Origin of the sequence: Streptomyces sp. NPDC014882, assembly GCF_043081325.1 — a bacterium.
In the GTDB taxonomy this organism is placed as follows: Bacteria; Actinomycetota; Actinomycetes; order Streptomycetales; family Streptomycetaceae; genus Streptomyces.
Map to the genome: position 1 here is coordinate 435,409 of NZ_JBIBWL010000001.1, position 13,110 is coordinate 448,518.

Consider the following 13,110-nt stretch of genomic DNA (forward strand, 5'->3'; position numbering starts at 1 on the left):
CCACGGCGCACGGCACGATCCGTACGCCTCACCGCTCCAGTGAGCCACGCGTGGTTCTTCCGGGCCCGCCCCTGGCTGGAACGGACACCGGGACCAACGAAGCCGCCCGGGGCCGGTCACGCGCCGTACGGGTGAGAGGGGCGCCGAACTCAGATGCGACCCCGGCACAGTTCGAGGAGCGTCATGGCGAGCGACGTGCCGGGCTTGCCGAGGGCCTGCCGGTAGCGGTCGAGGATCTCCATCTCGCGGGACAGGTTCACCCGCCGGCCGCCGGAGGTGATCCGGGCCTCCTGGATCACGGCGGACACGGCGGCCCGTTCCTGGATGAGACCGATGATCCGGTCGTCGAGCGCGTCGACGCGGTCACGCGCGCCGGTGATCACGTCGGCGGCGTCGGGGGTGCGGGCGCCGGTCACGTCGGTGGCGGTCACGGGGGCTCCTGTGGTGTGGGTGCGGATGCCCCGGAACGGCAGGACCCGGGAGAAACGACAGGCGCCCCGGGCCTTGTCGGCCCGGGGCGCCTGGGAAGTCGCTGCGTCAGCTCAAGCAGCGCGACCATGGCAGCCGGCGGGCCGGATGCCATAGGTAAAGACGAAGGTCGGGTGCGAGAGCATGCGGCCAGTATGCCACGGCGGGCGGGGCGAGAGCGGGGCAGGGGAGGGGCGAGGGCGGGGTGCGGACGGTCGGCGGGCGGACCGCGGGTGGTCGGCGGGCGGACCGTGGACGGTCGGCGGGTGGCCGACGGGCGGTGGGGGGCCGCGTGCCCGGCGGTCCCCGGCGAGGGGACCGGTTCCGCGCCCACCTCGGTAGAATTGGCCAGCACAGAGACCCCGCCCAAACCGCCGGAAGGCCCCCGTGTCATCAGCGACTCCTACTGCCGCCGCCCCCGACACCGTCCTGGTCGTCGACTTCGGCGCGCAGTACGCCCAGCTCATCGCCCGTCGAGTCCGCGAGGCCCGGGTCTACAGCGAGATCGTGCCGAGCACCACGCCGGTCGCGGAGATGCTCGCCAGGAACCCGGCGGCGATCATCCTCTCCGGCGGTCCCTCGTCCGTCTACGAGGAGGGCGCCCCCCGCCTCGACCGCGAGCTGTTCGAGGCCGGCGTCCCCGTCTTCGGCATGTGCTACGGCTTCCAGCTGATGGCGCAGGCCCTCGGCGGCACCGTCGACAACACCGGCGCCCGCGAGTACGGCCGTACCGACCTGCACGTCTCCCGCTCGTCCTCCACCCTCTTCGAGGGCACCCCGGCCGAGCAGGCCGTGTGGATGTCGCACGGCGACGCCTGCTCCGCCGCCCCCGAGGGCTTCTCCGTCACGGCCTCCACGGACGTCGTCCCGGTCGCCGCCTTCGAGAACGACGAGAAGAAGCTCTACGGCGTCCAGTACCACCCCGAGGTCATGCACTCCACGCACGGCCAGCAGGTGCTCGAGCACTTCCTGTACCGCGGCGCGGGTCTCACCCCGGACTGGACCACCGGCAACGTCATCGACGAGCAGGTCGCCGCCATCCGCGAACTCGTCGGCGACAAGCGCGCGATCTGCGGCCTGTCCGGCGGCGTCGACTCCGCGGTGGCCGCCGCGCTGGTCCAGAAGGCCATCGGCTCCCAGCTGACCTGCGTCTACGTCGACCACGGCCTCATGCGCAAGGGCGAGACCGAGCAGGTCGAGAAGGACTTCGTGGCCGCGACCGGCGTCCAGCTGAAGGTCGTCGACGCGGAGGAGCGCTTCCTCACCGCCCTCAAGGGGGTCTCCGACCCCGAGGAGAAGCGGAAGATCATCGGCCGCGAGTTCATCCGCGTCTTCGAGCAGGCCCAGGCGGAGATCATCGCCGACGAGGGCCCCGAGGTCGCGTTCCTGGTCCAGGGCACCCTGTACCCGGACGTCGTCGAGTCCGGCGGCGGCACCGGCACCGCCAACATCAAGTCCCACCACAACGTGGGCGGGCTGCCCGAGGACCTCGAGTTCCAGCTCATCGAGCCGCTGCGCAAGCTGTTCAAGGACGAGGTCCGCATGGTCGGCCAGGAACTCGGCCTGCCGGAGGAGATCGTCCAGCGCCAGCCGTTCCCCGGCCCCGGCCTCGGCATCCGCATCGTCGGCGAGGTCACCAAGGACCGCCTCGACCTGCTCCGCGACGCCGACGCGATCGCCCGCGAGGAACTGACGGCCGCCGGTCTCGACCGCGAGATCTGGCAGTGCCCCGTGGTCCTGCTCGCCGACGTCCGCAGCGTGGGCGTCCAGGGCGACGGCCGCACCTACGGCCACCCCATCGTCCTGCGCCCGGTCTCCTCCGAGGACGCCATGACGGCCGACTGGTCGCGCCTGCCGTACGACGTCCTCGCGAAGATCTCCACCCGGATCACCAACGAGGTCCGTGACGTCAACCGGGTCGTCGTCGACGTCACCTCGAAGCCGCCGGGCACCATCGAGTGGGAGTAGGACCGGACCGGCCCCTGGGGCGGGCTCCCCGGAGCGGGTCCCGCGGGGTCAGGTCCGCCTGAGGACGCGCACCGGCTCTCCGGGCCTCCAGACCTGGGCGACCAGGTACGCGTCGTCCTCGACGTAGGTCCGTACGACCTCCGTCAGCTCGGTGCGGAAGAGGTGGAACGGCTCCGGCGGTTCCACCTCTTCCACGTACCGGGCCCGCGCCGCGCCGTCCCCGACCTCGACGGCCCGCCCGCCGACCCGTACGTCGCCGCCGCCCATCCCGGTGCCCTCGCCCGGATTGGCCTGGAGCGAGAAACGGGGGTCGCGGCGCAGGTCGAGCACCTTGAGCGAGCCCGGCATCATGCCGAGCCACAGCTCACCGGCCAGGAAGCGCACCTCCAGGCCGCTGGTGCGCGGGGAGCCGTCCTTGCGCAGGGTCGCGAGGACATGGTGCGTGAAGGCGCCGAAACGGTCCTCGACGACCCGCGCGAACTCCGGCTCCGCCCCGGCGAACACCGCCCAGTTCACTGCTGTCGTGCCACGTGCTGTCATACGGCGAGTGTGGCGCCGATACCCGACATCTTCTGTCCGGTACGACGGGGCGGGGCCGCGACCCGCGAGCCGGAGGCCGGGATCGCGGGCCACGGGCCGTGGGTCACAGGTCGTGGGTCACAGGTCGTGAGTCCACCGGTCGCGGGTCGCGATCCGCGCCGGGAGGAGGGGATCAGACGGTGCGCGGCGCCGGCCGCACGTAGCGCACCCGACCCGACCCGTCCGGTACGGCCGTGCAGCCCGCCGCGACGAGCCGCCGCGCCAGCTTCGCCCGGCGGGAGGCGTTGACCCGCAGGGCGCCCAGCAGACCCAGCGGGGTCAGGACGGCGAGCGGGAGCAGCACGGCGTACTTCCCGGTCAACGGCGCCATCAGCAGGAACAGCGCGGCGGAGCCCCAGGCCATGGCGAGCATCTGCCGGCGGTTCACGGCCGCCTCCAGCGCCTCGTGACGGATGAGGGCCGTGAGCAGGTCGACGTCCGGCTGCGCCTCGGGGACCGGGGTGAGCGAGCCGAGGTACATGCCCGGCACGGGACGCCCGGCGCCCGGGTCGGGGAAGGCCGCGGTGTTCGCCGCCGCCCGCTGCCGCGCCCAGGGGGTGGTGTCGCGCACCAGGGTGACGTGGACGATCCGCTGCTTGCCGACCAGCCGGACGCCCGCGTAGCGGAAGCCGTAGCACTCGGCGACGTACGCCAGGGCGCCGAAGGTCTGCCACTCGGCGAAGGGATGGATGAGTTCGACCTCGTCGCGGGTGGCGATCTGCCGCATGAGGGAGGAGAGATGCCGATCGGTGCTGCTCACGTCGTGCTCCATGGGTGGCGAAAATCGTCATCTTCACATAACGGCTCTGTCCTTCTGTCCCTGACCATCGGCACCTTCCGCCGGCACCGCATCCCCGCACCGCATCCCCGTGCCGGAGGACCGGTGCACGGGTCCGCGTCTCCCGCCCCGCCGCCCCTCGGCCGCCCCGTCCTGATCGAGCACAGGGCGGCGGTGGCGACCCGGGAACAGGCCGGCGGCGGCCCGGTGGCGTGGAGCGACCGCCGGCCCCCGTGGCAGGACATCGGCCGCGGCGAACCCGGCCTGCTCGGTCGGTCACGTCAACACGGAAGGTCCGGGTTCACCCGCGCCGACCGGACCTGCCGGAGCGCGGCGGTGTGCCGTAGGGCACAATTCGCTGTCATCGCGGGGGCGTTGTTCACAGGGGCGGGGGCCGGTACTCACCGGGGCCACCAGCCGTACGGGTCATGGGGAAGGCAGGCGTCGGCAGTGGCGGTGCAGGAGGCGAGACAGGGCCCGGAACCGGGCGCGCACGACGGGGGCTGTGCCTGCGGGGACTGCCCGCACGGGGCGCGCGAGGGGCACCGGCGGGCGGTCGCCGCCTTCCTGGTGAAGCGGGACGGGTTCGCCGCCGGACAGGGCCTGCCGGCCGCCGTCGCCCACTCGGCGTCCGCCTCCCGCCAGTGGGTGTCGGAGGAACTGGCCCAGTCCGCCGAACTCGTCGCCGAACGCGGCCGTGCCGAGGGCCGGTCCTGGCTGAACCGCGTCTGGCCGCGCACGGCCTGCACGGTCGGGGCCGCGGTCGTCACCCTGCTGCTGGTGCAGTCCCTCACCGCGATCGGCGTCGGCTGGACGACGGCCCGCACCGCCGGACTGCTCGCCGCGCTGCTCGTCGGCGGCGCCCTGACCGCCGCCTCCTGGTTCCACCGGACGCGCGGCGGGGTACTGGCCCCCGTGATCGGCGAGGACAACCGCCTGTCCACCTCCCGTACGGTCGCCGCCGCCTGGGTGCTGTTCGTGGCGTACGCGGTGCTGGTCCTGGTGGGCAGACTGGCGGCCGCGTCCGGACCCGCCGAGCGCGACGCCCTGATCTCCGGACTCGACCTGGCGCGCGGCGCCGGCGCGGTGACCGTCCTCGCGGTGGTCTGCGCGATCGCCGTGCTGGTGCGGCGCGTGGTCGGTGTGCGCGTCCTCGGCCAGCGGCTCCAGAAGGTCCGGGCGCCCCGGCCCCGCGCCGCCGACCTGTTCACCGACGACGCCGGCCGCGGCGACTTCGCCGACATCCAGTACGTCGTCGTCAGCGCCGTCGCCCTGGCCTTCGCCGCCGTGCGCCTCGCCCGCCGCCCCGACCAACTGCCCGACCTGCCCTGGGGGCTGGCCGTGGTGGTGCTGGTGTCGGCCGCGACCTACCTCGCCGGGAAGTACGCCGAGGGCGGACGGCCCGTGATCCTGTCCGTCGTCCGCTCCCGCGAGGCGGGCGACCTGGACGCCCCGATCCGCACCGGCGACGACATCGAGATCCGCGGCGCCGGGTTCGTGCCGCCGGGCGCGCAGACCGCCGACCGCCTCTCCCGCATGGTCGTCCGCATCGGCCCCGTCCACGTCCACGTGCCCCTCGTCCCGGTCACGGGCGGCTTCAGCAACCCCACCGACGCGGTCCTCACCGTCCCGGTCCCGGTGGAGGTCGAGCCCGGCCGGGTGGAGGTGCAGGTGGTCACCGCGGCCGGCGTGGAGACGAACCGTTACGCGATCGACGTGACGGACTGAGACGCCCGGAGCGGGGACGTCCGGAACGGGGACGTCCGGAACGGGGGTGTCCGGAACGGGGGTGGGCGGATCCCGGACGCGCGGGTCCCGAACGCCCCGGCCCCGAACGCGCCCGGCCGGACGGGGGGTTCGGCAACCTGACCGATCATTGAGCGCACCGTCCCTTCCGTACGTATGGTTCGTCGAGGATTCCCTCACTGCGGGCGACGGGCGGCTACGGACGATGACTCACGGCAGGCGGACGGACACGCACCTCCTCCACGGCGACGGCGGCCGCGGCAGTCGGCAGGACATCGCCACCCGCTACGCCCTCCTCCCGCTCCGGATCTTCCTCGGCGTCACCTTCCTGTACGCAGGCCTGGACAAACTCACCGACGGCGCCTTCCTCAAGGACAGCGGCGCCGGCTCGATCGGCGACACCATGCGGGCCGTACGGGACTCCTCGGCCGTCCCCGCCCTGGTCGACCTCGCCCTCAAGAGCCCCACCGGCTTCGGCTACGCCATGGCCTTCGGTGAACTCGCCGTCGGCATCGGCACCCTTCTCGGCGTCCTCACCCGCCTCGCCGCCCTCGGCGGCGCGCTGATCTCCCTCAGCCTGTGGCTGACCGTGAGCTGGGCCTCCGACCCGTACTACTACGGCAACGACCTCGCCTACCTCATGGCGTGGCTGCCGCTCGTCCTCGCCGGTGCCCCGGTCCTCTCCCTCGACGCCGCCTGGCACACCAGGCGGCGGCAGCGGTCCGGAGGCTTTTCGTAGGCCGTGCCGCCCCGGCGCGGCCCCTCTTCCGGGGTCAGCTTCCCGCAGGTCTCGCAGAACTCGCAGGTCCCGCCGACCCCGACTGCTCCGCTCCCCCTCCCGCGCCCCGGTCCGCGGAGGCGTCCCGCTTCCCGTCCCGGTGTCCGCGGATCGCGCGGGCCACGAGGCCGGCGACGGCCGCCGCACAGAGGCCGGCCACGACGACGGGTACGACGGCGAACCAGGGCGTCTCCCAGTGACCGCCCGCGTCGCCCGCGTACAGGGCTCCCGCGAGGACGAAGGCGGCTCCGGCGACCAGCCGGCCCGGCCGGAACTCATGACGCAGCACGGGCCACCTCCGCCTGTCCCGCCCCGACCTGGAGGTCGAGGTCGATCGTCCCGGTGTCCTTGCCACCGTTCACGGGGGAAAGGGTCACCTCCTTGTGCTTGCCCGGCTCCACGTCCACGTCCTCCTGGTTCTCCCCCGGCAGCCGGATGTCGCCCAGACCCACGTCGATCCGGACGTTCACCGTCACGTCCCGGGGCACGATCACCCGCAGCCGGCCGAGCCCCACCTCGGCATCGGTGCTCACCGTCCGTCCCTTCGCGGGCCGGAGCCGGGACAGGTCCAGGGTGGCGTCGCCGGTGCCGAGGTCGTAGCCCTCCCGGACGTCCGCCACCGCCGTGGGCCGCCACGTCGTGTCGATCCAGCGCGTGCCGACGTTCTTCGGCACGGCGGCCGACCCGGCGAGCAGGCCGGCCGTGACGATCGCCAGGAGGACCGACCCCGCGCCGGTGCGCCCCAGCAGCGAACTGACCGCGATCCCCGCGCCGAGCACGACCAGCGCGACGGACAGGCCGGCCTGGAGACTGGTGCCCAGCGGATGTCCGTCCCAGGCGGCCCGGGTCGCCAGGCCGCCCGCGAGCAGCGCGAGCAGGAAGGACCAGCCGCCGATCCAGCGGGGACCCCGAGGCCGGGGCACCCGGCCGTGCAAGGCGCGTACGGCCTCCCGGGCGTGCGCGTGCCCGAGGAAGTCGACGTGCACCGACGACAGGGACTCCGGGGCGCGGGGGTCCCCGGGCCCCCACAGGTATCCCGTACCGCCGTCGTGCGTGCCGTCCTTCACGATCGGGTCGCGCCACCAGGACGGGTACGCGGCCGGGAACGGGGGCGCCTGGGCCTCCGGCGGGGCGTCGGCGACGGCCTGGGCGGCGAGGGGGTCGGCGTCGGAGGCCTCCCGGTACCGCGACCAGTAGCCGGCACCGGCCAGCAGGAGGGAGAGGACGACGGCGAAGGTGAGCACACCGCCGTTGTTGAGCATCGACAGGAACACCCCGCAGCCCACCAGCGCGAACAGCACGGCCGCGAGGGCCTGGCCGTCGACCCGGCCGGTCAGCAGCTTGCGCACCTCGTTCTGGCCGTCGTCGGCGTAGGGGACGAACAGCCAGGCGAAGCCGTAGAAGATGAGGCCGATGCCGCCGGTCGCGGAGAGCACGGCGAGCGTGATCCGGAAGATCACCGGGTCCATGTCGCACTGCCGTCCGAGGCCCGCGCACACGCCGGCGAGCATTTTGTGCTCGCGGTCGCGGCGGAACCGGTGCGGGGGGCGCTCGGCGAGGCCGGGGCCGCCGCCGGGGCCGCCGCCGGGAGGGGAGCCGGGGCCGGGCGCCGCCGCCCCGCCGTGGGCGCCGGCGGGCGGGGCGGCCGCGTCGGGCGCGCCGCTCCCGTCCGGTCCGGTGTCCGCGGCGTGCTGGTGATCCGTCATGAGTCCATGGTGGCGGGCGAGCGGCCCCGGTGGCAGTCGGAACGACCCTGGTCGGACCCTGATATCGGCCCTGAGCCGCCGCCCGGGACGCGTTCGACGTGCGGGGCCGTCGAAGATCAGGGGCGTCTCGGGGGCGAACCCTGATGTCCGGGCCCTGCGGCCGTGTGACCATCGTTGGCATGCCGGAAGCCGCAACAGCGCCACTCGCCGAACCGCGGCCGCCGCGCAAGCTCTACCGCAGCGGCGACGGACGCTGGCTGGGTGGTGTGGCGCGGGGGCTCGCCGGACATCTCGGGCTGCCCGTGATCTGGGTGCGGCTCGTGTTCGTCGGCCTGTTCATGGCGGACGGCCTCGGCGCCCTGCTCTACGCGGCCTTCTGGTTCTTCGTGCCGCTCGGCATCGGCGGGGTCGGCGACCAGCGGCCGCCCTCCTTCGTCGCCACCGGGACGGCGCCCGACGGCCGCCGCAGACTCGTCGCCCGCAAGCCCGACAAGGGCCAGATGGTCGCCCTGCTCCTCATGGTCGTCGTCGCCATGGTCTTCGTCGGCAACGTGAACCTGGGCAGCGGCGCCAAGGCCTATCTCCTGCCCGCCGTGCTCGTCGGCGCGGGCGTCGCCCTCGTCTGGCGCCAGGCGGACAACGCCCGGCGGGCCCGCTGGGTCGAGGCCGGCCGCCGGCGCCGTACGCTCACGCTGCTGCGTGCCGGCGCCGGTGTCCTGCTGGTCACCGCGGGCGTCTCCGGCATCTTCGTCCTCCAGGGTTCCGCCGCCCACCTCGGCTCGGTCCTGCAGGCTGCCCTCGCCGTCCTGGTCGGCATCACCCTGCTCGCCGGGCCCTACCTGGTGCGCATGACGCAGGACCTGTCCGAGGAGCGGCTGATGCGCATCCGCGCGCAGGAACGGGCCGAGGTCGCCGCCCACGTGCACGACTCGGTGCTGCACACCCTGACCCTGATCCAGCGCAACGCGGAGAACGCGGGCGAGGTGCGCCGCCTCGCCCGCGCCCAGGAGCGCGACCTGCGCACCTGGCTGTACAAGCCGGAGGGCACCGGCAAGGACGAGGCGGACGAGCCCACCACCCTCGCCGACGCGGTCCGCCGCCACGCCGCCGAGGTGGAGGACAAGCACGGCGTCCCCCTGGAGGTCGTGGTCGTCGGCGACTGCCCGCTCGACGAGCGGCTGACCGCGCAGATGCAGGCCGCGCGCGAAGCGATGGTGAACGCCGCCAAGTACGGTGGCGAGGGCGGCGCCGTACAGGTCTACGCCGAGGTCGAGGGCAGGACGGTCTTCGTGTCCGTCCGGGACCGCGGTCCCGGCTTCGACCTCGACTCGATACCCGCCGACCGGATGGGCGTCAGAGAATCGATCATCGGCCGCATGGAGCGCAACGGCGGCACGGCGCGGCTGCGGGCGGTCCCGGGCGGCGGCACGGAGGTCGAGCTGGAGATGGAGAGGGCGGAGAAGTGATGAGCGACCCGACCGAGACGAACGGCACGACGGGGGCGGCCCCGGCGGCCGCGCCCGCGCACGGCGAGGGCGGCGCCGGCCGGCACGTGCGGGTGGTCCTCGTCGACGACCACCGCATGTTCCGCACGGGCGTGCAGGCCGAGATCGGCCGGACCGAGGAGACCGGGGTGGAGGTCGTGGGCGAGGCCGCCGACGTCGACCAGGCGGTCACGGTCATCACCGCGACCCGGCCCGAGGTCGTCCTGCTCGACGTGCACCTCCCGGGTGGCGGCGGTGTCGAGGTCCTGCGGCGGTGCGCCCCGATGATGAGCGACGCCGAGCGGCCCGTGCGGTTCCTCGCCCTGTCCGTCTCGGACGCCGCGGAGGACGTGATCGGCGTCATCCGCGGCGGCGCCCGCGGCTATGTCACCAAGACGATCACCGGCACCGACCTGGTGAACTCCGTCTTCCGCGTCCAGGAGGGCGACGCGGTCTTCTCGCCGCGGCTCGCCGGGTTCGTCCTGGACGCCTTCGCCTCCACCGACGCCCCGCCGGTCGACGAGGACCTCGACCGCCTCACCCAGCGCGAGCGCGAGGTGCTGCGCCTCATCGCGCGCGGCTACGCCTACAAGGAGATCGCCAAGCAGCTGTTCATCTCGGTGAAGACGGTCGAGTCCCACGTGTCGGCGGTCCTGCGCAAGCTCCAGCTCTCCAACCGCCACGAGCTGACCCGCTGGGCGACGGCCCGGCGGCTGGTGTGACGGGAGAGCCTCAGACCACCCGGGTCGCCCCCGCGTACGGCATCTCGTCGATCGGTGCCACGCGCACCGGGGCCGACGGGTTCGGGGCGTGGATCATCCTGCCGTTGCCGATGTAGAGCCCGACATGGGTGATGCCGGGGTAGAAGAACACCAGGTCGCCCGGCCGGAGTTCGGAGCGGGAGACGCGGCGCCCGGCGTCGATCTGGGCGTACGTCGTGCGGGGCAGGGAGACGCCCGCCGAGCGGTACGCCGCCTGGACCAGGCCCGAGCAGTCGAAGGCGTTCGGGCCGGTCGCCCCCCACACGTAGGGGCTGCCCAGCTTGGCGTAGGCGTAGGAGACGGCCGCCGCCGCACGGGGGCCGGCCGCGGTGGCCGCGCCGGGGGCGGGCAGGCCGGCGCGGGCTCCCGCCGAGGTCCGTGAGGCACGGGTGTCCGTCCCGCCGCCCGTGTCCGCGGTGAGCCGCGCCCGTTCCTCGGCCGTGAGCCGGTTCAGCAGGCGCCGCGCGGCGCCCAGCTTGTCGGTGATCGTCTTCTTGTGCCGCTTCAGCTCCGCCTGACGCGCCTTGAGCGAGGTCAGCTGGACGCGGGCGGCGCCGCGCAGCTGCTCGATCTCCCGCAGCTGCCTGCCGACCCGGGTGACGGCGGCGGACTGGCGGTCGCCCGCCCGTTCGGCGAGGGCGGCGTCGTCGAGGTACCGGTCCGGGTCGTCGGAGAGCGCGAGCTGCACCGCCTGGTCGAGGCCGCCGCCGCGGTACTGTGCCGCGGCCATCGTCCCGAGCGCCTCGCGGGCCGTGTTGAGCCGGGCCTCCTTGCGCGCGGCCTCGTCGCGCAGCGTCTCCAGCCGCCGTTCGGCGGTGGTCGCCTTCTCCCGGGCGCCGTTGTACTTCTCGGTGGCGGCCTCGGCCTCCTGGTACAGCTTGTCCACCTCGGCCTTCACCTGGGCCGGGGTGGGATTCGGCTCGGCGTGCCCGACCCCGTCGAAGGCGGTCGCGCCGGCCACCCCGGCGAGGGCGAGGGTCGCCGCCGCGCGGGCCGTGTGGCCGCCGGCCGAACGCTGACGGGGCTTGCGGTGCGCTGCCACGTAAGACTGCACGTCCTTTCGTCGACCGCCTCGTCGGTACGGCCGCCGGCGGCCGGGGCCGTGCGGGGACGGCCACGGCCGCCGGGGGAGCGGACGCACGGCCGCGCGGTGCGGCTGACGTGCCCGGCGACGCCCGCACGGGGGAGCGGAGCGCCGCCGGACTCTCGGCGGTGGTGTCCGACTGCCGCCCCCGGTCCGGGCGGCGGTGGGAAGTCGGTCACCTGGGGGAGGACGCTAGGCCCGTTCGTGCCGGTCCGGTGACGCGATGTACGGAAGTGACGGGAGTGGACTGCCGGGTGACCGGAAGTGGCCGTACCGCCGGTCCCAAGTCGTCGTCTTCACGCGGCGGGCCGACCGATGCGGTGGATCCGGGGCACCCCGGAGCGGCACGCTGCTATACGGTGCCGCGCGGCGCACGGGGGTACGCAGGGGGGGGGCGGTGGGAGCGGGCCGGTGTCGGGAGGCGTCCGGCCCGGTGGCTAGCATCCGGCCTCATGGAGCTACTCATCCACCTCTTCGTCGGCCTGCACATCGTCGGCATCGCCGCGCTGCTCGGCGGCTTCCTCACGCAGATGAAGGCGATGGGGCAGGGCACGGCCCGCTTCGTCCCCGCGATGCTGCACGGCGCCGCGACGATGCTGGTCACCGGCGTGATCCTGGTCGGCCTCCACCAGGCGGAAGGCCACGAGGTCGACAACGTCAAGATCGGCGTGAAGCTGGCCCTGCTGATCGTGATCCTCGGCCTCGTCTACGTGAAGCGGGACGACGAGCGGGTGGAGAAGCTCCTGTTCGGCCTGGTCGGACTGCTGACCACGGCCAACGTCTTCATCGCGGTGCTCTGGACCTGAGCGACGCCCGCCCGTCCGCGACCGCGCCCGCGGCGACGGCCGACCACGCCGCCACCGCGACCCACAGCAGCACCTCCCCGGGGCCCTTCAGCCACGGCACGTCGACGGCGGCGGCGACCGACAGCGTCGCCACCGCCGTCATCCCCATCGGGAACACCGTCGCCCAGCGGCGCACGTCGTAGCGCGTCCGCGGCCACAGCACCTCCGCGACGAGCAGCACGGTGTACCCGGCCAGGTCGAGCACCAGCAGCGCGACGGTCACCGTGCGCAGGGCGTCGCGGTCGTCCGCGTTCCACAGGTACGGGCCGCCGTCCCCGGCCGCCAGGAGCGTCGCCCCGGCCAGCGCCGAGATGGCGAGCGCCCCGCCCGCCACCCAGTGGTCCCCGGGTCCCTCCCGCACCTGCCGCGGGTCGAAGTGGACCAGCGCCAGGCCGTAGAGGACGAGGCCGAGCCAGAACAGCGCCAGTGCCGCGTGCGCCGGCCAGGCCACCGACCCGGCCCGCGCCAGACTCGCCGCGAGCACCGCGAGCCCCTGGGTCGCCACACAGCACAGGAACACCGAGCCGGGCATGCGCCGGCCCCAGTGCCGTACGACGTTCGCCAGGAGCACCGGCCACAGCACCGCGGCCAGGACCAGCAGCGTCCAGGCGAGCACCGGGCGGCCGGCCGCGGTGAGCCGGGTGCCGAGGACGGTGGTGGCCGCCACGGCCGTGAGCGACCCCGGCGTGACCGCCTCGGCCCGCCACCGGTCGCGCTCCCGCACCAGCCGCAGGACGAAGTCCGCCGCCAGCGCCAGCCAGGCCGCGCAGGTCAGCGCCAGGGCGATGCGGGACAGGACGTCGTGCCCCGTCTGCCGCAGGCCGACCGACAGGATGCCGGTCGCCATCACGGCGGCCCCGGCCGCCGGCGGACGCCGCGCCCACCAGGCGCGGAGGGAAGAGGTGCGGGGCAT

13 protein-coding genes are annotated in these 13,110 nt (G+C 74.2%); 6 read left to right on the plus strand and 7 right to left on the minus strand.

What is annotated here, in order from left to right; translation table 11 throughout:
• Positions 1-149: 149 nt before the first annotated feature.
• The gene (locus ACF09K_RS01945; RefSeq protein ID WP_392241004.1) at positions 150-473 is read right to left on the minus strand and encodes a chorismate mutase; all 324 of its coding nucleotides are present in this window, start codon (positions 471-473) and stop codon (positions 150-152) included.
• Between the two features lie 382 nt (positions 474-855).
• Between ACF09K_RS01945 and guaA the strand changes: the two genes are divergently transcribed.
• Positions 856-2,436, plus strand: a complete 1,581-nt coding sequence (gene guaA, locus ACF09K_RS01950) for a glutamine-hydrolyzing GMP synthase (RefSeq protein ID WP_392240506.1) — start codon at positions 856-858, stop codon at positions 2,434-2,436.
• Positions 2,437-2,484: 48 nt separating this feature from the next.
• On the opposite strand, the gene ACF09K_RS01955 is transcribed toward guaA, so the two are convergent.
• Complete coding sequence (locus ACF09K_RS01955) at positions 2,485-2,976, minus strand: pyridoxamine 5'-phosphate oxidase family protein (protein ID WP_392240507.1); 492 nt, start codon at positions 2,974-2,976, stop codon at positions 2,485-2,487.
• A 172-nt stretch (positions 2,977-3,148) separates the two neighbouring features.
• Entirely contained in the window at positions 3,149-3,775 is a 627-nt protein-coding gene (locus ACF09K_RS01960; protein WP_392240508.1) for a hypothetical protein, read from the minus strand.
• 468 nt (positions 3,776-4,243) lie between these two features.
• On the opposite strand from ACF09K_RS01960, the gene ACF09K_RS01965 reads away from it, so the two are divergent.
• Positions 4,244-5,521 carry a hypothetical protein gene (locus ACF09K_RS01965; RefSeq protein WP_392240509.1) on the plus strand — a complete coding sequence of 426 codons (1,278 nt, stop codon included), beginning with the start codon at positions 4,244-4,246 and terminating at the stop codon, positions 5,519-5,521.
• Between the two features lie 223 nt (positions 5,522-5,744).
• The gene (locus ACF09K_RS01970; RefSeq protein ID WP_392240510.1) at positions 5,745-6,278 is read left to right on the plus strand and encodes a DoxX family protein; all 534 of its coding nucleotides are present in this window, start codon (positions 5,745-5,747) and stop codon (positions 6,276-6,278) included.
• 34 nt (positions 6,279-6,312) lie between these two features.
• Here the strand turns inward: ACF09K_RS01970 and ACF09K_RS01975 are convergent, their stop codons facing one another.
• Entirely contained in the window at positions 6,313-6,606 is a 294-nt protein-coding gene (locus ACF09K_RS01975; protein ID WP_392240511.1) for a hypothetical protein, read from the minus strand.
• Complete coding sequence (locus tag ACF09K_RS01980; RefSeq protein WP_392240512.1) at positions 6,593-8,023, minus strand: PspC domain-containing protein; 1,431 nt, start codon at positions 8,021-8,023, stop codon at positions 6,593-6,595. The genes ACF09K_RS01975 and ACF09K_RS01980 overlap by 14 nt, the downstream gene beginning before the upstream one ends.
• Positions 8,024-8,202: 179 nt before the next feature.
• Here ACF09K_RS01980 and ACF09K_RS01985 point away from each other — a divergent pair, with 179 nt between their 5' ends.
• Together ACF09K_RS01985 and ACF09K_RS01990 are read left to right on the plus strand one after the other, a co-directional pair.
• Positions 8,203-9,489, plus strand: coding sequence for a PspC domain-containing protein (locus tag ACF09K_RS01985; protein ID WP_392240513.1), 1,287 nt, complete (start codon positions 8,203-8,205; stop codon positions 9,487-9,489).
• Entirely contained in the window at positions 9,489-10,229 is a 741-nt protein-coding gene (locus ACF09K_RS01990) for a LuxR C-terminal-related transcriptional regulator (RefSeq protein WP_392240514.1), read from the plus strand. The genes ACF09K_RS01985 and ACF09K_RS01990 overlap by 1 nt, the downstream gene beginning before the upstream one ends.
• A 10-nt stretch (positions 10,230-10,239) precedes the next feature.
• On the opposite strand, the gene ACF09K_RS01995 is transcribed toward ACF09K_RS01990, so the two are convergent.
• The gene (locus ACF09K_RS01995; protein ID WP_392240515.1) at positions 10,240-11,310 is read right to left on the minus strand and encodes an NlpC/P60 family protein; all 1,071 of its coding nucleotides are present in this window, start codon (positions 11,308-11,310) and stop codon (positions 10,240-10,242) included.
• Between the two features lie 494 nt (positions 11,311-11,804).
• On the opposite strand from ACF09K_RS01995, the gene ACF09K_RS02000 reads away from it, so the two are divergent.
• Complete coding sequence (locus ACF09K_RS02000) at positions 11,805-12,158, plus strand: hypothetical protein (protein ID WP_392240516.1); 354 nt, start codon at positions 11,805-11,807, stop codon at positions 12,156-12,158.
• On the opposite strand, the gene ACF09K_RS02005 is transcribed toward ACF09K_RS02000, so the two are convergent.
• A complete protein-coding gene (locus ACF09K_RS02005) occupies positions 12,136-13,110 on the minus strand; it encodes a tellurite resistance/C4-dicarboxylate transporter family protein (protein ID WP_392240517.1) in 975 nt (324 codons plus the stop codon). The genes ACF09K_RS02000 and ACF09K_RS02005 overlap by 23 nt on opposite strands.